We start from the raw sequence: 20,281 nt of genomic DNA on the forward strand, positions 1-20,281 counted from the left end.
TCGCTCAGGGGTTCTTCATCGCCCCCAACTGTCCGTGGGAGAAACGGCTGGAGCCAGCGGTTTTACGGCTGGTACCGTCACCGCGCGGCACCGCGATCCCTGCGCACGCCCGCCGCGAGGGGATACCGCCGCCTCGGCCGCGGGCCCGTCACGAGGGCGTCCCGCCTCGGTCGCGGCCCGGATGGAGGCCGCACAGGTCGCCGACTGGACCGTCGCCCGGGCGGCACCGGCACGACGGTGCCGCCGTGCCGATCCGGCTCCGTCCGCACGGAGCCGCACCGAGTCCCCCGTCGGCGCGGGACACTCCCCGGCCGACCCGGTGCCGGCAAGTACGCGCCAGGCCACGGACCTTCCGCGGCCGACGGCTCACCCCCTGGGTCCGCCGCCCGGCTCGGCTCGGCCGGACGGGTCGCTCACGCGGACACGAGCAGCCGGCTGCGCCTGGCGCCGGCCAGCGCCTCCGGGGTCAGGACGGGCCGCGGCACCACGATTCCGCAGCTCGTGCAGACGGGACCCGACGACGGTTCGTGGGCCAGTTCGTACATCCAGACAAGGCGCTCACCGGCGCACACGGGGCAGACGGTGCCCGGTTCGCGCTCCAGTGCCGCGATCAGCCGGCGCAGCACCTCGGCCAGTGGTTCATGGGGGTGGACACGGGGGTCGTCGCACCAGGCGACACCGAAGCCGCCCCAGGTCAGCCGGTGCCAGTCGTCGACACTGCCCGGCCTGCGCAGCCCGTCGTGCTTCTCCTTCTTGCGACGCTGCGCGAACGCGACCTCGTAGGCGAGCCAGACGGAGCGGGCCTCCTCCAGTTCGTCCAGTGCGGCCACGAGCCGCGCCGGATCGGGGGAGCGGTCCTCCGGGTCGAACCCGGCCCGGGAACACAGATGGTCCCAGGTCGCCCGATGCCCGTAAGGGGCGAACCGCTCCAGGCACTTGCGCAGTGAGTACCGCCGCAGCGCCAGATCACACCTCGGATCTCGCGCCTGTCTCGCCAGACTCCGGAAACCGGCCATCGTCCTGCACCTCCGTCACACCTGCACCTGTACTCCGGTCACTTCGGCGCCGTCCCGTACGGACGTCGTCGAGTAGACGTATCGACAAGCGATTCGGCTCCATCCAATTTTTCGACGACCCCCCGCGAGCCCCCGCCGAGTGTCCCGACCACGCCTCCCGTCGCCGCCGGCCGTCCGCCGGACCGCCGGTGCGCCCTCACTCGCCGTGAATCCCGAAAACTGACGCATGTTCATCTTCAAACTCGGGGATACCGGCGGTAACGTCCGGCCCACCCCCCGTCGGTAGGAGCTGACATGCCACCGAGCACCCCACGCACCACCTTGGACAGACTGAGAACTCCCCGCAGATTCCCCAAGTTCCTCAAGGCGGCATCCCTATGCGTGCTCATTGCCGGTCTTTTGTCGCCGCTTTCCCCTGCGGCCGCCGCCGACACCTCGGCCGAGGCCGCCGCGAACGACTACTGCGGCGGTCAGTGCTCCGACATCCTGCCGCCCGGTGAGAACGGCAACGCCACCCTCGCCCAGATCCTGCTCAACCAGGCCTTCGGAACCCAGCCCGGTCACGCCGAGGACCAGCTCGGCCCCTACGGCAACCTGCCCTCCGGCTACTCCGCGCTCACCGACGCCAAGATCAACAACTTCTTCAACGACGCCTCCTTCGGCGTCGCTTCCAACCAGGTCGAGTCGACCACCAAGCCCGGCGGCCGCACCGACGTGACGATCGTCCGCGACAAGAAGACGGGCGTCCCGCACATCACCGGCACCACCCGCTACGGCACCGAGTACGGCGCCGGGTACGCGGCGGCCCAGGACCGGCTGTGGCTCATGGACGTCTTCCGGCACGTCGGACGCGGCCAGCTCACCAGCTTCGCCGGCGGCGCGCCCTCCAACCAGGGACTGGAACAGGAGTTCTGGCGCAACGCGCCCTACACCGAGGCCGACCTGCAGGCCCAGATCGACAGCGCGACCAGCAAGGCCGGAGCCCGCGGGGTCCAGGCCCTCGCCGACGCCAACGCCTACGTCGACGGCGTCAACGCCTACATCGACGCCTCCGACAGCGGCCGCTACTTCCCCGGCGAATACGTCCTGACCGGCCACAAGGACTCCATCACCAACGCCGGCACCATCGACCACTTCAAGCTCACCGACCTGGTCGCGCTGGCCTCCGTCATCGGCTCGCTGTTCGGCTCGGGAGGCGGCGGCGAGGTCAACAACGCCATCTCCCTGCTCGCCGCCCAGTCCAAGTACGGCGTCGTCGAGGGCACCAAGGTCTGGGAGTCCTTCCGCGAGCGCAACGACCCGGAAGCAGCGCTCACCGTGCACAACGGCGAGAGCTTCCCGTACGCCTCCAAGCCCGACAGCGCGCAGGGCCAGGCCCTGCCCGACGCCGGCTCGGTGGCCCAGGAGCCGCTGGTCTACGACCGCACCGGCAGCGCGGCCGGCGCGAGCGCCACCAGCGCCACGGCCGCGGCGGCCAAGACGTCGCTCACCTCGGCCAGGCGCGGGATGTCCAACGCCCTCGTGGTCAGCGGCAAGCACACCGCCAGCGGCCACCCGATCGCCGTCTTCGGTCCGCAGACCGGCTATTTCGCGCCACAGCTCCTCATGCTCCAGGAGATCCAGGGCCCGGGCCTGAGCGCCCGCGGCGCCTCCTTCGCGGGCCTGAGCATGTACGTCGAACTCGGCCGCGGCCAGGACTACTCCTGGAGCGCGACGACCTCCGGCCAGGACATCATCGACACCTACGCCGTCGAGCTGTGCCAGGACGACTACCACTACCTGTACCACGGCACCTGCACGGCGATGGACAAGGTCGAGCGGACCAACTCCTGGAAGCCGACCGTGGCCGACGGCACCGCGGCGGGCTCGTACCGGATGCAGGTCTACCGGACCAAGTACGGTCCCGTGGCCTACCGCGCGACCGTGGGCGGCAAGAAGGTCGCGTACACCACCCTGCGCTCCTCCTTCATGCACGAGGCCGACTCGATCATCGGCTTCCAGATGCTCAACGACCCCGACTACGTGAAGAGTCCGGCCACCTTCCAGAGCGCGGTGCAGAACATCAACTACACCTTCAACTGGTTCTACGCCGACTCGGCGCACACCGCCTACTACAACAGCGGTGACAACCCGGTCCGGGCGAACGGGGTCGACGCGGAGTTCCCGGTGTGGGCGCAGGCCGCGTACGAGTGGCAGAACTGGGACGCGGGCACGAACACCGCCTCCTACACCCCGGCGTCCGCGCATCCCAACTCGGTGGACCAGGACTACTACATCTCCTGGAACAACAAACAGGCCAAGGACTACACCACGGCCTCCTGGGGCGACGGCTCGGTGCACCGCGGCGACCTGCTGGAGGACCGGGTGTCCAAGCTGGTCGCGGCGGGCGGAGTGACCAGGTCCGCGCTGGTGAAGGCGATGGCCGACGCGGCGCTCGCCGATCTGCGGGCCGAGGACGTGCTCCCCGACCTGCTGAAGGTCGTCAACAGCTCGCCGGTCACGGACTCCACGGCCGCCGCGGCCGTGGGCAAGCTGTCCGCCTGGGTGACGGCGGGTGCCCGGCGCAAGGAGACCTCCGCGGGTTCGCACACCTACGCCGACGCCGACGCGATCCGCATCCTGGACGCCTGGTGGCCGCTGCTGGTGAAGGCGGAGTTCCAGCCGGGGCTCGGCAGCGACCTGTACACCGCGTTCGGCAACAACCTCCCCGTCGACGAAGCGCCGTCCGCCGGGCACGGACCGACCGGCTCGCACGCCGGAAGCTCCTTCCAGTACGGCTGGTGGAGCTATGTCGACAAGGACATCCGGGCGGTGCTCGGGGAGTCCGTGCAGGGCGGCCTGCCGCAGACGTACTGCGGCGGGGGCAGCCTCACCGCCTGCCGGGACCTCCTGATCAGCTCACTGAAGGAGGCGGCGGGCAAGACCGCGGCGACCGTCTACCCCGGAGACGACCAGTGCTCGGCGGGCGACCAGTGGTGCGCCGACTCGATCGTCCAGCGGACGCTCGGCGGCATCAAGCACGGCAAGATCACCTGGCAGAACCGGCCGACCTTCCAGCAGGTCGTCGAGTACACCTCGCACCGGTGAGCGCGGAGCGGCGCCGCCAGGACCGCCCCTAGGGGCGATCGGCGCTCAGGGCCTGTCCGGCATGATCCGCCGGACAGGCCCTGAACGGCGGCGGGTCACCTGACGCGGCCCGCCGCCAGCACCACCTGGGCCAGTTCGCGATGACAGATGTCGCCGTGCGCACCCGACGGGGCGCCGCCCCGGCGCACCACCGAGGCGGCGTCGACGTTCACGCACCCCGAGACCGGAAGCCGGGTGCGCAGCGCCTCGGCGAGCGTGTACGACCTCGTCCCCGGCACCGCCTGCACCCCGTCGTGGCCCATCGCGCCCCACTGCGCGCCGAGCGCACGGCCGATGCCGAAGTCCGCCACGACGGACCGGCCGTCACCCGCCATCCGTGAGGCCAGCGGGTAGACCGTGCCGAGCGCCGAGTCGAAGTGGGAGTAGCAGCACACCAGCGGGCCGTCGATCCGGTGGTACTGGCCGTCCAGCACACCACTCGCGCGCGGATCGTGGGGCAGCCGCGAGGCGAACGCGTAGTGCGAGAAGGCTCCTTGGAACAGCGTCACCGACTTCACCGCGTGCACCCCGGGCGGCAGTCCGCGCAGCGCGAAGGAGACCAGCCGGGCGCCGAAGCTGTGCCCGACCAGATGCACCCGCACGTCAGGTGCCGCCGCCGCGAGCTGACCGACCGCCCGGCCGAGCCCACGCTCGCCGACCGTGCCCGCGCGTCTCTTCATGGCGTAGTACGTCGCCTGGCGCAGCAGTTCGAGCGCTCCGTCCCACAGCCGGGGCGGCGTGAACGTCTCGGCACCGGGGGTCCCGGTCCCGGCGAGCGCCCGCGCGAACTCGGCGCACACCGTCGCGGTGTCCCCGAAGAGCATCTCGGGATCGCTCTCCGGTACGCCCTCCGCGAGGGTGTCCGCCGCGAAGGAGGCCCCCGGACCCCCCGGCCGGACCTCGACGAGCAGCCGTACGAGGCGGCCGAACTCCTCCAGCGAGGCTCCCTCGTCGGGCTGTTGGTCGAGCAGCCGGGCGATCTGTTCGACCACGGTGGCGCGGCCGGGGAACACCTCCAGAAGGGCGTGCCGGGTGTTCTTGCCGAGCGGCGAGGCGCTGTCCCCGGTGACATCGGGGGCCACGGACGGGGAGAAGTCCGGGATCGGTTCGTCCGAGAACCGCATGGAGGGCCAGACCACCCCCACGTATCCGAGCCGCGCGGCCGGCGCGAGCCCGGGGACGGGTTCGAGGAACCGGCTGAACAGGCGGGTGGCCGCCGAACGGTCGTTGTTCCAGCCGTGCGCGAAGACGATCAGGTCGCGGACCTTTCGCCGCGGTATCTCCTCGAGCCACCGGTCCCGTTGGCGGCCGTCCACGTCCCCGTCCGCGTCGAAGGTCAGCTCCCAGTAGGGAGAAACGCTCACTGCCGGTTCCGTCATGTCAGGCCCCCTGACCCCGCGGGCGGTGCGATATGGGCGCATCGTCCACCCGGCGGGGAAAGTTGGCCATACATGACGACCTATCCGTCACGCAGACTCACTCGTTCGTGGAAGCGGGCTCTGTCCTACTTGTAGATGAGGTAATGCTTCCGGACCCTGCGGAAGGCCTCCAACTCGTCCTGCCAGGCCGCCACGACCTCGTCGGTGCCGGCACCCGCGTCGATCATCGTGCGCACCAGTGTCGAGCCCGTCAGCTTGTCGATCCAGTTGTCGGAGCGCCAGGCGAAGCCGCTCCACACCTTCTTCGCGGTCACCAGCAGGGCGATCCCGGTACGGACGGGCTCGAACGCCGCCCGGTCGTGCACATGGATCTGGACGCCCCCGATGGTCTTTCCCTGGAACTTGGAGAAGGTGGGGGCGAAGTAGGACTCTCTGAAGTGCACGCCGGGCAGCCCCAGTTCACCGGCCGCCGCGGCCCAGCGCCCGTCGAGGCCCTCCGCGCCGAGCAGTTCGAAGGGGCGTGTCGTGCCCCGCCCCTCCGACAGGTTCGTCCCCTCGAAGAGACAGGTCCCGGAGTACACGAGCGCGGTGTCCGGCGTCGGCATGTTCGGGCTCGGCGGCACCCAGGGCAGCCCCGACGTGTCGTAGAACCGGTCACGTCCCCAGCCCGACATGAGCACGGTGTCCAGTTCCACGGGTGCCGCCAGGAACTCCCCGTTGAACAGCCGGGCCAGCTCCGCCACCGTCATCCCGTGCGCCTGCGCGATCGGCTGCCGCCCGACGAACGTCGCGAACTCCTTGTGCAGGACGGGCCCTTGGGCCGAGCGCCCGGTGACCGGGTTGGGCCGGTCGAGGACCACGAACCGTTTCCCGGCCAGCCGCGCCGCCTCCATGCAGTCGTACAGCGTCCAGATGTACGTGTAGAAGCGCGCCCCCACGTCCTGGATGTCGAAGACGACGGTGTCCACGCCGGACGCGGTGAAGATGTCGGCGAGGGCCTGACCGCTCTTCGAGTACGTGTCGTAGACGGGCAGTCCGGTCGCCGGATCGTCGTGGCGTCCCTCGGACCCGCCCGCCTGCGCGGTCCCCCGGAAACCGTGCTCGGGGCCGAAGACGGCGGTCAGGTCCACCCGGGCGTCGGCGTGCATGACGTCGACGATGTGCCGGACGTCGCGGGTGACGCCCGTGGGGTTGGTGACGATGCCCGCACGGCGGCCGTCGAGCAGGGCGTACCCGTCCCCGGCCAGACGCTCGAATCCGGTGCGCGGCCGGGCGCCGGTACTCGCTCCCCGCTCCGCCGCGGCGGCGGGCAGGGGGGTCAGGGCGGCCGCGGCGGTGCCGGCCGCGAGCAGTGACCGTCGGGACATGCGCATGGTGGGACCTCCGTGATCGCGGAAGGCTGGCACAGGCACGCTAAGGGCTTCCGGGGGAAGTTCGTAGGGCGCGGACCCGACCGGCCTGTCGTGGCTCGTCACGGCGCCGTCCGCGCGGCGGCAGGGAACCCTTCCCTTGCTACATACCGACCGGTTAGTCTGGCGTCGCAGCAGAGCCGTGTCACGTCGCGTCGAAGGAGACCCGTGGTGGAAGCCATGCAGGGTGCGGGAGTCGTCGTCACCGGAGCGGGGGGCGGGATCGGGGCCGCGCTGGCCCGCCGTTTCGCCGCCGAGGGGGCTCGGGTCGTGGTCAACGACCTCGACGCGGCCAAGGTGAAGGCCGTGGCCGACGAGATCGGCGGCATCGCGGTCGTGGGCGACGCCTCCGCGATCGTGGCCGAGGCCCGCGACGCCCTCGACGGCACCGTCGACGTCTACTGCGCGAACGCGGGAGTCGCCTCGGGCGGCTCCGAGGCGGCCGACGAGAGCGTGTGGGCCCTGGCCTGGGACGTCAACGTCATGGCCCATGTACGCGCCGCCCACGCACTGCTCCCGGACTGGCTGGAGCGCGGCAGCGGCCGGTTCGTCTCGACCGTCTCGGCCGCCGGACTGCTCACGATGATCGGCGCCGCGCCGTACAGCGTCACCAAGCACGGCGCGTACGCGTTCGCCGAGTGGCTGTCCCTGACGTACCGCCACCGCGGTGTGAAGGTGCACGCGATCTGCCCCCAGGGCGTGCGCACCGACATGCTGGAGGCCACCGGCAGCGCGGGCGACCTGGTGCTCCAGCCCACCGCCATCGAGCCCGAGGCCGTCGCCGACGCGCTCATGAAGGGCATCGAGGAGGACCGCTTCCTGGTCCTGCCGCACCCCGAGGTCGCCGGGTACTACCAGGCGCGGGCCGCCGACCCCGACCGCTGGATGACGAACATGAACCACCTCCAGCAGAAGTGGGAGACCGCCGAGTGACCCGCTACTCCGACAAGCCCTGGACGGCCCTGCTCAGCGAGGCGCAGCGCGGTCCGGTGAACCCCGCCGACACCCTGGTGCACGCCCTCGCGGACGTCGTCGCGCACACCCCGGACCGCACCGCGCTCGCCTACTTCGACGGACGGCTGAGCTACCGCGAAATCGACGAACTGAGCGATTCCGTGGCCGGGCACCTCGCCGCCCGGGGCGTGGAACGCGGCGACCGCGTGGCGATCATGCTCCAGAACTCCCCGCACTTCGTGCTCGCCCTGCTCGGCGCGTGGAAGGCCGGCGCGACGGTCGTGCCGGTCAACCCGATGTACAAGTCCGGCGAGGTCCGGCACGTCCTGCACGACGCCGAGACGATCGCCCTCGTCTGCTCCGACCGCGCCTGGGACGCGTATCTGCGCGAGACCGCCGCCGACTCGCCCGTACGCGTCGTCCTGACGGCCTGCGAACGGGACCTCCAGACCCGCGACGACGAACGCGTGCTGGCCTTCGGGCGACTGCCCGTGGACGAGGCGGCCGACGACCTCCTCGCCGTCGCCCGGCAGGGGCACAAGGCACCCGGCGACCGCGACCTCGGCCCGTCCGACATCGCGCTGATCAGCTACACCTCGGGCACCAGCGGCACCCCCAAGGGAGCCACCAACACGCACGGCAACATCATGTACAACGCCGAGCGGCAGCGGACCGGCCTCGCGCTGCCCGAGGCGCCCGTGTACTTCGCGATGGCGCCGCTGTTCCACATCACCGGGATGGTCTGCCAGCTCGCCGCCTGCCTCGACAGCGCGGGCACGCTGGTCCTCGCCTACCGCTTCGAGGCCGGGGTCGTCCTCGACGCCTTCGCCGAACACCGGCCGCTCTACACCGTCGGCCCCTCGACCGCCTTCATGGCGCTGGCCGCCCACCCGGACGTCACGCCGGACCACTTCTCCTCCTTCGTGAACATCTCCTCCGGCGGGGCCCCGCTGCCGCCCGCCCTCGTCGAGCGGTTCCGGGCCGGCTTCGGGCCGTACATCCGCAACGGCTACGGGCTCACCGAGTGCACCGCGCCCTGCGCCTCCGTGCCGCCGGGGCTGGAGGCGCCGGTGGACCCGGCCTCCGGGACCCTCGCCGTGGGCGTGCCCGGACCGGACTCGGTCGTGCGCATCGTCGACGACCTCGGCCAGGAGGTCCCCTTCGGAGAGCAGGGCGAGATCCTCGTCCGCGGTCCGCAGGTGGTGCCCGGTTACTGGCGCCGCCCCGACGCCACCGCCGAGACCTTCCCGGACGGCGAGCTGCACACCGGCGACATCGGCTTCATGGACGAGAACGGCTGGCTCTACGTGGTCGACCGGAAGAAGGACATGATCAACGCGTCCGGCTTCAAGGTCTGGCCGCGCGAGGTCGAGGACGTCCTGCACACCCACCCGGCGGTCCGCGAGGCGGCCGTCGTCGGGATCCCGGACGGCTACCGCGGGGAGACCGTCATGGCGTACATCAGCCTGCGCCCGGGGGCCACCGAGGACCCCGACGCGCTGGCCGCGTACTGCAAGGAGAGACTGGCCGCCTACAAGTATCCGCGGCGGGTGGAGATCCTGCCCGAACTGCCGAAGACGGCGAGTGGGAAGATCCTTCGTCGGGAACTGCGTTCCCGGTCCCAGGACTCCCAGTAGTCTCCAGGACTCCCCGCGGACGACGGACATCGAAGTGAACGTACGGAAGGCAGGTGGCGGCAGTGCCCAGGACGACGGACGGTGACGGTACGCCCGTCCCGCAGCGGCTCCTCGCCGCCGCCACCCGGCTCTTCGCCGAGCAGGGCTACGACCGCACCTCGGTGCAGGAGATCGTCGAGGCCGCGGGCGTCACCAAGGGGGCGCTGTACCACTACTTCGGCTCCAAGGACGACCTCCTGCACGAGGTCTACGCGCGCGTGCTGCGCCTCCAGCAGGAGCGGCTGGACGCCTTCGCCGACGCCGACGCGCCGGTCGAGGAGCGGCTGCGGCGCGCGGCGGCCGACGTGGTCGTCACGACCATCGACAATCTGGACGACGCCTCGATCTTCTTCCGGTCGATGCACCACCTGGGCCCCGAGAAGCTCAAGCAGGTGCGGTCCGAGCGGCGCCGCTACCACGAGCGCTTCCGCGCCCTGGTCGAGGAGGGCCAGAAGAAGGGCGTCTTCTCCACGGCCACCCCCGCCGACCTGGTCGTCGACTACCACTTCGGCTCGGTCCACCACCTGTCCACCTGGTACCGCCCCGACGGCCCCCTGGCCCCCCAGGAGGTCGCCGACCACCTGGCCGACCTGCTCCTGCGCGCCCTGCGCCCCTGACGACACGTCTCGTCCTCAAACGCCGGAGGGGCTGAAAAATCAGCCCCTCCGGCGTTTGAGGAGCGGGGGTCCGGGGGCAGCGCCCCCCGGTTCGGGACGGGCAGGGGCGGAGGGGGCGAAACTCCCCCCCGCACCGCACCGCGTCAGACGTGCTTCTTGATCTCCCGGTGGGCCAGCGAGCGCTGGTGGACCTCGTCGGGACCGTCCGCGAGCTTCAGCGTCCGCGCGGCGGCCCACAGTTCGGCCAGCGGGAAGTCCTGGCTGACGCCGCCGGCGCCGTGCAGCTGGACCGCCTTGTCGAGGATGTCCACGACCGCGCGCGGAGTGGCGATCTTGATGGCCTGGATCTCGGTGTGGGCGCCCTTGTTGCCGACGGTGTCCATCATCCAGGCGGTCTTCAGGACCAGCAGACGAAGCTGCTCGACGGTGACCCGGGCGTCGGCGATCCAGTTCTGCACCACACCCTGCTGGGCCAGCGGCTTGCCGAACGCCGTACGGGACACCGCCCGGCGGCACATCAGCTCGATGGCCCGCTCGGCCATGCCGATCAGCCGCATGCAGTGGTGGATCCGGCCCGGACCGAGCCGCGCCTGCGCGATGGCGAACCCGCCGCCCTCCTCGCCGATCAGGTTGCTCGCCGGGACCCGGACGTGGTCGAGGACGACCTCCGCGTGCCCGCCGTGGGAGTGGTCCTCGTAGCCGTACACCTGCATGGCGCGCCGGACCTCCAGGCCCGGGGTGTCGCGCGGGACCAGGATCATCGACTGCTGGCGGCGGATGTCGGCGCCGTCCGGATCCGTCTTGCCCATCACGATGAAGATCTTGCAGTCGGGGTTCATCGCCCCGGAGATGTACCACTTGCGGCCGGTGACGACGTACTCGTCGCCGTCCCGTTCGATCAGCGTGGTGATGTTCGTCGCATCCGAGGAGGCGACCTCGGGCTCCGTCATCGCGAACGCGGAACGGATCTCCCCGGCCAGCAGCGGCTCCAGCCACTGCTTGCGCTGCGACTCGTCGCCGAACTGGGCGAGCACCTCCATGTTCCCGGTGTCCGGAGCGGCGCAGTTCAGCGCGGTGGGCGCCAGGTGCGGGCTGCGGCCGGTGATCTCGGCGAGCGGCGCGTACTGGAGGTTGGTCAGCCCGGCACCGTACGCGGAGTCCGGCAGGAAGAGGTTCCACAGACCCTGCCTGCGGGCCTCGGCCTTCAGCTCGCCGACCACGGCGGGCGTGTCCCACGGCGAGGCCAGCAGGGCGCGCTGCTCCTCCGCGACGGCCTCCGCCGGGTACACGTACTCGTCCATGAAGGCGAGCAGTTTCCCGCGCAGCCCTTCGGTGCGCGCGTCGAATGCGAAGTCCATGGCGGATCAGCCTTCCTGAAGGGTGGTCAGGCCGTGCTCGATGAAGACGGGAACCAGCTCGCCGATGCGGTCGAAGCCCGTGCCGACCGTCTGGCCCTTGGTGTAGCGGTAGTGGATGCCCTCCAGGATCACGGCGAGCTTGAACCAGGCGAAGGCCGTGTACCAGGAGACCGCGGAGACGTCGCGCCCCGAGCGCGCGGCGTACCGCTCGACGATCTCGCTCGCCGGGGGGTGTCCGGCGGCCGAGGCGGTCGTGCTGATGGGGGAGTCGGGCAGCTCCAGGCGCGTGCTGTACATGACCAGCAGCCCGAGGTCGGTGAGCGGGTCGCCGAGCGTGGACATCTCCCAGTCCAGGATCGCCCTGATCCGGTCGTCGGGTCCGATCAGCACGTTGTCGAGCCGGTAGTCGCCGTGCACGACGGTGGGCGCGGGGGAGGCGGGCAGTTCACGGCCCAGGGCCGCGTGGAGTTCGTCGATGCCGGCCAGCTCGCGGTTGCGGGAGGCGGCCAGCTGCTTGCCCCAGCGCCGCAGCTGCCGGTCGAGGAAGCCCTCGGGGCGGCCGAAGTCGGCGAGGCCGACCGCGGCGGGGTCCACCGCGTGCAGTTCGACCAGGGTGTCGACCAGACCGAGCACGGCGTCGCGGGTGCGCCGCGGGCCGAGCGGGGCGAGCTGGTCGGCGGTGCGGAAGGGGGTGCCCTCCACGAACTCCATGACGTAGAACGGGGCGCCGAGCACCGACTCGTCCTCGCACAGCAGCACGGGGTCCGGGACCGGCACGGCCGTCGGGTGCAGTGCGCTGATCACCCGGTGCTCACGCCTCATGTCGTGCGCCGTGGCCAGCACATGGCCCAGCGGAGGCCGTCGTACGACCCACCGGGCGGTGCCGTCGGTGACCGCGTACGTGAGGTTCGACCGTCCGCCCTCGATCAGCCGGCCGCTCAGCGGGCCGTTCACCAGTCCGGGCCGCTCACGGTCGAGCAGGCCGCGCAGCCGGTCGAGATCGAGACCTGGCGGGTGGTCCGGGCTCATCTGTCGCTCCTCAGCACACGGGTATCGGGACATGACCATGATGCCGACCAGTCGGTATGTCGTCCAGCCGCTGCGCCAAACGTGATCGGCGTCTCGCCCGGACGGGCGCCGCTCCGGGGGAGCCGACACCTGGAGGACCCGACAGCCGGAGGACCCGACACCTGGACCCGGCGCCTAGAACACCAGCGCCACGGCGAACACGGCCAGTGCCACCGTGCACAGCGCCGTCGCCGCCGCGAGCCGGGGCGCGAGCGCGGCCGGACCCGCCGGGCCCGCGGCCGCCAGGGTCCGGATGCGACGGTGGGCGAGGGCCAGGAACGCGAGCCAGGCGACGCAGCAGAACGCGAACGCCATGATCCCGGCGGCCGAGTCCCGCTCGTGCAGGGCCGCCTTCGCGGCGAGCACGGACGCGACGGTGCAGGAGAGGGTCGTACGGCGCCAGGCCAGCCGCGTGCGTTCCGGCTGGAGGCCCGGATCGCGCTCCTCCCGGAGAGGGGTGGTCATCCCGCCCAGCCGACGAGGACGACGACGACCATCGCGACCGCGACGACCGCGACGACGATGCTCAGCAGCGCCGGGAAGCGCGACACCGGCAGGTCCTCGTCCCGCCGCATCGCCCGCTCGCAGCGCACCCAGTGATTGACGGCCCGCAGCGCGCAGAGCACGCCCGCCGCCAGCAGCGCCAGGGCCAGACCCGCCCGCCAGGCCCAGCGCAGGTCCGGCAGGAACTGGTCCACGGCGAAGCCGCCGCCGATGAGTGCGAGCGCGGTGCGCAGCCAGGCCAGAAAGGTCCGCTCATTGGCCAGCGAGAACCGGTAGTCCGGGGTCCTGCCCTCGGACCGGATCTCCTGCGGCGCGAACCACAACCGGACATTGCGCACGAGTTCGATCACGCCCAGGACCCTACCGGGGGGCCTCGGGAGGGGCTCCTCCGGTGCCGCCCCGGTCGCGTTCGGCCGGGCGGATCAGTCCATCGCCCGGTAGTCGGTGAGCCGCTCGTAGGCCGCCAGCCCGTCCGGCACCCACGTCCACTCCTCCAGCCGGCGTTCCACCTCGTCCTCGGTGAGGAAGTCGTGCCAGGCGACCTCCTCCGCCTGGGGGTTCACCGGAAGCTCGCAGCGGACCTCGTACACGGCCGACCACCAGGTCGCGCCGGCCCCGTCGTCGTACAGGAACTTGAACAGCGGGGTCGGCCGGGGAAGCCCCGAGACGCCGAGTTCCTCCTCGGCCTCACGGAGCGCCGCGTCGTCGTAGGACTCGCCCGCGCCGACGACCCCGCCCACGAACATGTCGTAGAACGAGGGGAACACCAGTTTGGTGGGGGTGCGCCGATGGACGAAGAGCCGGCCCCGGGCGTCCCGCGCCTCGATGAACACGCACCGGTGGCGCAGCCCGCGCGCGTACGCCTCCCCGCGCGGGGACTGCCCGATGATCTCGTCGTTCTCGTCCACGATGTCGAGGATCTCGTCAGCGGCACTCATGGGTTCCATCCAAGCAGCTCCGGGCTCCGCGGTGGCGGTGCTCACGGCCGTCGGGGTGGTGTGCGGGGCCGTCGGGTGGTGCGCCGACGCCTCGGCCGGGGCGTCGGCCGGACGGCGCAGTGCGCGGCCTCGACGGCGGCCGGTGCCTCGACGGCGGCCGGGTACGGCGTCACGGGCCCGGGCCGTCCGGGGCTCGCTCAGTGCGGCTGGAGGTCCCGCGAGTGTTCCGGTTCCGCGGTGCCCGAGGGCATCGCCGGGTGCATGCCCAGCAGGACGATCCCCGTCACGATGCCGGCGAGCCCCGCGGCCTGCCAGGCGAGGGCGCCCGCGTCGGTGCGCAGCTGGTCCCCGAGGAAGCCCACCCCGCAGACGATGCCCGCCAGCGGCTGGGCGGCGGTGAGCGCGGGGAGCGACATCCGCAGGGGCGCGGTCTCGAAGGCGCTCTGGACGAGGATCAGTCCGGTCACGCCGAGGGCGAGCACCGCGTACGGCTGCCAGCTGGTGAGCAGCGCGGCCAGCCCGTCGGCACTGAACCGCTGGCCGCTGACCCGGGTGAGCGCGTCCTGAAGGCCGTACAGCAGGCCGGCGGCGGTGGCGAGCAGCACGGGTCCGGCGCTCAGCCGGGACCGTTTCGCACAGGTGGTGAGCAGCACGGCGAGCCCGACCACGATCCCGATGATCAGCCAGTGCCGCAGCGGGTCGTCGACGGCCTCGCCGCCCTGTGGCTGCCCGGCGATGATGAACGCCGAGACACCGCCGGCGAGCAGCAGCAGCCCGGCCCAGCCCTGCCGGCCCAGCGGCTGTTTGGTCTGATGTCGGGAGAGCGCGAGCGCGAAGAGCAGGTTGGTGGCGAGGAGCGGTTCCACCAGCGAGACCTCGCCGTTGCCGAGCGCGATCGCCCCGAGGACCATGCCGCACACCATGAGTCCGATACCGCCCAGCCAGCGGGGGACCCGGATGAGGTCGAGCAGGATGCGCGGCGAGAGGAAGTCGCTGAGCGGGGCGTGCGAGGCGGCGTTCTGCTGGAGCACGAACCCGAATCCCAGGCAGCAGGCCGCGCTCACGGCGAGGACCAGAACCAGTACCGACACGCTGGGTACCTCGATGCGTCAGAAGTCGGGGCGGGCCAGTGTTGCGTATCCCGCCGACTGTAGTGCCATGGTCCGCGCGCACGCCCCCGGGAACAACCGGAACCAGGCGGTTGACTCGGTCACCTTTCTTGCCGAGGATTCGGACCCATCAGTAACAAGTGCTGGTCGGCCGTGTGGTCGACCGGCACCAATGTCTCACCAACCAGCGACGCCACCGATCGGTTCGTGACAAACGTCATCAGGTCGTCCCCCGTGACGCCGACCCGATCCGACCCGTCGGAATGCCGAGAGGACGGGCCCATGGCCTACGACGCAGATGTGATCGTCATCGGAGCGGGCCTCGCGGGGCTCGCGGCGACCGCGGAGCTCGTCGACGCCGGCCGCAAGGTGATCCTCCTCGATCAGGAGCCCGAGCAGTCGATCGGCGGCCAGGCGCACTGGTCCTTCGGCGGGCTCTTCTTCGTCGACTCGCCCGAGCAGCGCCGCATGCGGATCAAGGACACGCACGAGCTGGCCCTCCAGGACTGGATGGGCACGGCCGGCTTCGACCGGCCGGAGGACCACTGGCCGCGTCGCTGGGCCGAGGCGTACGTCGACTTCGCGGCCGGCGAGAAGCGGCCCTGGCTGCACGCGCAGGGCGTGCGCTTCTTCCCCGTGGTGGGCTGGGCCGAGCGCGGCGGCTACGACGCCAACGGGCACGGCAACTCGGTGCCGCGCTTCCACATCACCTGGGGGACCGGGCCCGGCCTCGTCGCGCCCTTCGAGCGCCGGGTACGGGAAGGGGTGGCCCGCGGACTGGTCGAGCTGCGGTTCCGGCACCGGGTCACCGGTCTGTCCCGCAGCGCGGGCTCCGTCGACACCGTCACCGGGGAGGTCCTGGAGCCGTCCGGCATCGAGCGCGGCCAGGCCAGCAGCCGTACGGTCACCGGTGCCTTCGAGCTCAGGGCCCAGGCCGTGATCGTCACCTCCGGCGGCATCGGCGGCAACCACGACCTCGTGCGCGCCAACTGGCCGGAGCGGCTGGGCACCCCGCCCGAGCGGATGATCTCCGGTGTCCCCGCCCACGTCGACGGGGCCATGCTCGGGATCGCGGAGGAGACCGGCGCCCGCCTCATCAACCGCGACCGCATGTGGCACTACACCGAGGGCATCCAGAACTGGAACCCCATCTGGGACAAGCACGGCATCCGCATCCTGCCGGGCCCCTCGTCCCTCTGGCTGGACGCGCGCGGCAACCGGCTGCCCGTACCGCTCTTCCCGGGCTTCGACACGCTCGGCACCCTCGAGCACATCATGAAGACGGGCTACGACTACACGTGGTTCGTGCTCGACCAGAAGATCATCGGCAAGGAGTTCGCGCTCTCCGGCTCGGAGCAGAACCCCGACCTGACCGGCAAGTCGATCCGCGGCGTCCTCGGCCGGGCCCGCGCGGACGTGCCCGGACCGGTCAAGGCGTTCATGGACAACGGTGTCGACTTCGTCGTCGAGAAGGATCTCGGCGCGCTGGTGCGCGGGATGAACGCGCTCACCGAGAAGCCCCTCATCGACGAGGCGGCGCTGCGCCACGAGATCGTCGCGCGGGACCGGGAGATCGCCAACCCCTTCACCAAGGACCTCCAGGTCATGTCGATCCGGGGGGCCCGCAACTACCTCGGCGACAAGCTGATCCGCACGGCGAGCCCGCACCGCATCCTCGACCCCGCGGCCGGTCCGCTGATCGCGGTGCGGCTCAACATCCTGACCCGCAAGACCCTCGGCGGCCTGGAGACGGACCTCTCCTCGCGGGTGCTGACCGAGGGCGGCGACCCGCTGGAGGGCGTGTACGCCGCCGGTGAGGCCGCCGGTTTCGGCGGCGGCGGAGTCCACGGCTACCGCTCGCTGGAGGGCACCTTCCTCGGCGGCTGCCTCTTCTCCGGCCGCACGGCGGGCCGGGCGGCGGCCAAGGCGGTGAAGTGACCGCGTCCCGGGCGGTTCACGGGCCCGGGCGATCGTGTCCCGGGCGGTCCGCGGGCTGAGCCGGTCACCTCCGGACGGCCTTCGCGATCCCCGCCCTTCGTGGTCCCGCCCTTCGCGGTCCCCGGTCCTCGTGGCCGGGGACCGCGTCCAAGTCGCCCGTCCGGGACGGCCGTTGTCATCAGGACAGGGGCGGCCGTTCCTGGATCGGCGGTATGAAGACCGTCCAAGTCGGGCGGACAAGGCGCCTGTTCAGGACTTTGTGGAAACAGTGAAGGTAACTGAGCTGTACACACGGGCAGTTGACACGTGTAGTGACATGGGCCGCGCTTGACTTGAACCGGTGGCTCCGGGTTTGCTGTGCGTGATCACACTTTGACGAACCGCGCCTGTGAGGTTGAGCAGCGGTGTCACCACCCCCACCTCCCCTGGGTCGCGGCCGCAAGCGGGCGTCCCAGGTCTTCGACGCCGCCCTCGACGACGCCGAACTCGTGACCGCACGCGCCGCGTTGAACCAGGGGCGGTGGACCGACGTCCGGACGCTGCTCGCCGCGACCGGCGACGACTGGGACCGCCGCGGGCATCGTGTCACCGTCCTCGCGCAGGAGCCGGCGACGCTCGCCTGGGCCCGCGACTGGCAGCTGGCCGAACCGGAATCCGCCGACGCCGCCGTACTCCTCGGCTGCGCCGCCGTGGAACGCGCCCTGCACGGCAAGGAGCGCCCCGACAGTGCCCGTGAGGCCTGCCGGCGGGCGGCGGCCCTCGCCCCCGACGACCCCACCCCCTGGCTCGGACTCCTCCTCCTGGAGCGCTCGCTCGGAGCCGAGGACGACGTGGTCCGGCTCTTCGACGAGGTGCGCCACCGGCACGCCGTCCATCACCACGCGCACCACCTGATGGTCGCCCGGCTCGCCGAGCGCCGAGCCGCCGCGGGCCAGGACCCGCTGCACGAGGTGTACGACTTCGCCAACTGGTCGGCCGAGCAGGCGCCCGCCGACTCACCGCTCGCGATCCTTCCGGTCGTCGCGCACGCCGAGCGTTTCCGTGTGCTCGCCGGCGCCGGGAGCGAGCCCGCCGACCCGGTCGCCTCCGGGCACTGGGCCGGGCGCCGGGCCCGCCAGGTGATGAAGGCCGCCTTCGACTGGTGGCTGGAGTGGGAGCACGCCGACCACCCGCGCCGCCTGGTCGACCTCAACTTCCTCGCCCACGCCAAGGTCTGCGAGGGCCGGGACGGCGAGGCAGCCGCCCTGTTCCTCCGGATCGCGGACCACCCGACGGCGGCTCCGTGGTCGTATCCGGACCTCGACGGACACCAAGCCTTCCGTGCCGCGCGCGACCGCGTGCTCGGCACGGTGTGAACGCCCCCGATGATCTGACATCCGAAAGGACGACCCCGCGATGACGACGGGCAGTTCGAGCACATCGAGTACGTCGAGCACGGGAAGACCGGACGCCGACGGCGCCGGCATCAGCACGTTCAAGGGACAGGACCGGGCCCTGCGCGCCGGCCGGCTGGGCACGGCGGGTCTGCTGCTGTCCGTTCTCGCGGCCACCGCCCCGCTCATGGTGGTCGCGGGTGTCATGCCCACCACATTCGCGGTGATGGGGATCGTCGGGCAGCCGCTGCTCTTCGTCATCCTCGGCATCGTCCTGGTGCTCTTCAGCGTCGGGTACGCCGAGATGAGCCGGCACGTCCACAACGCGGGCGCCTTCTACGCGTACATCTCGCGCGGGCTCGGCGGCACCCCGGGCGCGGGCGCCGCCGCGGTCGCCCTCGTCGCCTACAGCGCGCTCCAGGTCGGGATCTACGGCCTCTTCGGCTTCGAGGTCTCCGGGCTGTTCGCCACCTACCTCGACACCGAAGTCGTCTGGTGGATACCGGCGTTGGCCGCCGTGCTCGTCGTGGGCGCGCTGGCCTGGCTGAAGATCGACGTCAACGCCTGGGTGCTCGGCGTCCTGCTGGTCATCGAGGTGACGCTCGTCGTCGTCTTCGACATCGCGGCCGTCGGTGATCCCGCCAAGGAGGGCCTGTCGCTGCACGCCTTCAACCCCGACACCCTCACCGGAGCGGGCGTCGGCACCGCGCTGTGCTTCTGCATCGCCGCCTTCACCGGCTTCGAACAGGCCCCGGTCTACGCCGAGGAGACCAGCCGGCCGCACATCCTCGTGCCCCGCGTGATGTTCCTCGCGATCGGTTTCGTCGCCGTCTTCTTCGCGATCAGCTCCTGGGCGCTCACCGTCGCCACCGGACCCTCCGCGATCGTGGGCACCGCCAACAAGCAGAGCGCCGGACTGCTGTTCTTCCTCACCGAGTCACGCCTCGGCTCCACGTTCACCGACGTCCTGCACGTGCTCTTCGTGACCGGCATGTTCGCGGCACTGCTCAGCTTCCACAACGTCGTCGCGCGCTACGCCTTCGCCATGGGCCGCGAGGGTCTGCTGCCCGCCGCCTTCGGCCGCACCTCCGAGTCCAGCGGAGCCCCCGGCACCGGCTCGCTCCTGCACACCGTCGTCTCGCTCATCGTGGTCGGCGGCTTCGCCCTGTCCGACGACAAGCCGACCGGGGACCCGACCGCGCCCGTCCTCCAGCTCTTCACCTGGGGCGGCAACGTCGGAGCGCTCGGCGTCACCCTCCTGATGGCGGCCGCCTCGCTCTCCGTCATCGTGTTCTTCGTCCGTCGCGGCGCGGCCCGCGCCCAGTCCTGGCGTCTGGTCACCTCCGCGATCGCGGGCCTCGCCCTGCTGGTCATCGCGGTCTACACCGTCAAGGACTTCGACGTCCTCGTCGCCTCGGGTCCGGACTCCGTCCTGAACGTGCTGCTGCCCGCCGTCATCGGGGTCGCGCTGCTCGCCGGACTCGTCCAGGGGCTGCTGCTGCGCTCCCGCAAGCCCGAGGCGCACGCCCGGATCGGCCTCGGCAACGAGGCGTTCCAGTTGGACAAGGCGGCCGAGTCCGCCACCTGATGAGGCCCCGCCGTCCTCTCGGGGGCCGATGTTCCCGGTCCGCAGGTGAGAAGAGATGACGGAACGCTGACGAGCACCCGCCACCGCTGGCTTTTTGGGGGTCGCGGGTGCTCGAATCAAGGGGTGAACACTGAAAGGCCCGGGGAACCGGACCCGGAGCGACCGAGGCCACGGGAACCCGAGCGGCCGGAGCCCCGCGAGCCGGAACACCCCGAACCGCGGGAACCG

16 protein-coding genes are annotated in these 20,281 nt (G+C 71.5%); 7 read left to right on the plus strand and 9 right to left on the minus strand.

Annotated features, from left to right (window positions below; all coding sequences use genetic code 11):
- Positions 1-413: 413 nt before the first annotated feature.
- On the minus strand, positions 414-1,016 hold the full coding sequence (locus ACFYW9_RS26990; RefSeq protein WP_389155321.1) for a hypothetical protein: 603 nt from the start codon (positions 1,014-1,016) through the stop codon (positions 414-416).
- A 294-nt stretch (positions 1,017-1,310) separates the two neighbouring features.
- On the opposite strand from ACFYW9_RS26990, the gene ACFYW9_RS26995 reads away from it, so the two are divergent.
- The gene (locus tag ACFYW9_RS26995) at positions 1,311-4,103 is read left to right on the plus strand and encodes a penicillin acylase family protein (protein WP_389155324.1); all 2,793 of its coding nucleotides are present in this window, start codon (positions 1,311-1,313) and stop codon (positions 4,101-4,103) included.
- Between the two features lie 95 nt (positions 4,104-4,198).
- On the opposite strand, the gene ACFYW9_RS27000 is transcribed toward ACFYW9_RS26995, so the two are convergent.
- The gene (locus tag ACFYW9_RS27000) at positions 4,199-5,521 is read right to left on the minus strand and encodes a serine-threonine protein kinase (protein WP_389155327.1); all 1,323 of its coding nucleotides are present in this window, start codon (positions 5,519-5,521) and stop codon (positions 4,199-4,201) included.
- Between the two features lie 125 nt (positions 5,522-5,646).
- Positions 5,647-6,894 carry a DUF1343 domain-containing protein gene (locus tag ACFYW9_RS27005; RefSeq protein WP_351864097.1) on the minus strand — a complete coding sequence of 416 codons (1,248 nt, stop codon included), beginning with the start codon at positions 6,892-6,894 and terminating at the stop codon, positions 5,647-5,649.
- Between the two features lie 204 nt (positions 6,895-7,098).
- Between ACFYW9_RS27005 and ACFYW9_RS27010 the strand changes: the two genes are divergently transcribed.
- From ACFYW9_RS27010 to ACFYW9_RS27020, 3 genes are all read left to right on the plus strand, one after another.
- Positions 7,099-7,863, plus strand: a complete 765-nt coding sequence (locus ACFYW9_RS27010) for an SDR family oxidoreductase (RefSeq protein WP_326788713.1) — start codon at positions 7,099-7,101, stop codon at positions 7,861-7,863.
- Positions 7,860-9,521 carry a class I adenylate-forming enzyme family protein gene (locus tag ACFYW9_RS27015; RefSeq protein ID WP_389155332.1) on the plus strand — a complete coding sequence of 554 codons (1,662 nt, stop codon included), beginning with the start codon at positions 7,860-7,862 and terminating at the stop codon, positions 9,519-9,521. Before ACFYW9_RS27010 ends, ACFYW9_RS27015 begins: the two co-directional genes overlap by 4 nt.
- 62 nt (positions 9,522-9,583) lie before the next feature.
- A complete protein-coding gene (locus tag ACFYW9_RS27020; protein ID WP_328454182.1) occupies positions 9,584-10,177 on the plus strand; it encodes a TetR/AcrR family transcriptional regulator in 594 nt (197 codons plus the stop codon).
- Positions 10,178-10,320: 143 nt separating this feature from the next.
- Here ACFYW9_RS27020 and ACFYW9_RS27025 read toward each other — a convergent pair whose 3' ends face one another.
- The 6 genes from ACFYW9_RS27025 to ACFYW9_RS27050 form a co-directional block, all read right to left on the minus strand.
- Complete coding sequence (locus ACFYW9_RS27025; RefSeq protein ID WP_389155335.1) at positions 10,321-11,535, minus strand: acyl-CoA dehydrogenase family protein; 1,215 nt, start codon at positions 11,533-11,535, stop codon at positions 10,321-10,323.
- A 6-nt stretch (positions 11,536-11,541) separates the two neighbouring features.
- Positions 11,542-12,564, minus strand: a complete 1,023-nt coding sequence (locus tag ACFYW9_RS27030; RefSeq protein ID WP_389155338.1) for a phosphotransferase family protein — start codon at positions 12,562-12,564, stop codon at positions 11,542-11,544.
- Between the two features lie 174 nt (positions 12,565-12,738).
- Positions 12,739-13,068, minus strand: coding sequence for a DUF202 domain-containing protein (locus ACFYW9_RS27035; RefSeq protein ID WP_389155341.1), 330 nt, complete (start codon positions 13,066-13,068; stop codon positions 12,739-12,741).
- Positions 13,065-13,457: a DUF202 domain-containing protein gene (locus tag ACFYW9_RS27040; RefSeq protein WP_351864083.1), complete on the minus strand. Its 393-nt coding sequence runs from the start codon at positions 13,455-13,457 to the stop codon at positions 13,065-13,067. Before ACFYW9_RS27040 ends, ACFYW9_RS27035 begins: the two co-directional genes overlap by 4 nt.
- Positions 13,458-13,529: 72 nt before the next feature.
- Positions 13,530-14,045: an NUDIX domain-containing protein gene (locus tag ACFYW9_RS27045; protein WP_351864081.1), complete on the minus strand. Its 516-nt coding sequence runs from the start codon at positions 14,043-14,045 to the stop codon at positions 13,530-13,532.
- Positions 14,046-14,242: 197 nt separating this feature from the next.
- Entirely contained in the window at positions 14,243-15,136 is an 894-nt protein-coding gene (locus ACFYW9_RS27050) for a DMT family transporter (RefSeq protein WP_351864079.1), read from the minus strand.
- A gap of 300 nt (positions 15,137-15,436) precedes the next feature.
- Here ACFYW9_RS27050 and ACFYW9_RS27055 point away from each other — a divergent pair, with 300 nt between their 5' ends.
- From ACFYW9_RS27055 to ACFYW9_RS27065, 3 genes are all read left to right on the plus strand, one after another.
- Positions 15,437-17,092, plus strand: a complete 1,656-nt coding sequence (locus ACFYW9_RS27055; RefSeq protein ID WP_351864076.1) for an FAD-binding dehydrogenase — start codon at positions 15,437-15,439, stop codon at positions 17,090-17,092.
- A gap of 404 nt (positions 17,093-17,496) precedes the next feature.
- Complete coding sequence (locus tag ACFYW9_RS27060; RefSeq protein ID WP_389155346.1) at positions 17,497-18,447, plus strand: hypothetical protein; 951 nt, start codon at positions 17,497-17,499, stop codon at positions 18,445-18,447.
- Between the two features lie 40 nt (positions 18,448-18,487).
- A complete protein-coding gene (locus ACFYW9_RS27065) occupies positions 18,488-20,053 on the plus strand; it encodes an APC family permease (protein WP_389155349.1) in 1,566 nt (521 codons plus the stop codon).
- Positions 20,054-20,281: the final 228 nt, after the last annotated feature.

The sequence above is a fragment of the Streptomyces sp. NPDC002698 genome (assembly GCF_042888945.1).
GTDB lineage: Bacteria > Actinomycetota > Actinomycetes > Streptomycetales > Streptomycetaceae > Streptomyces.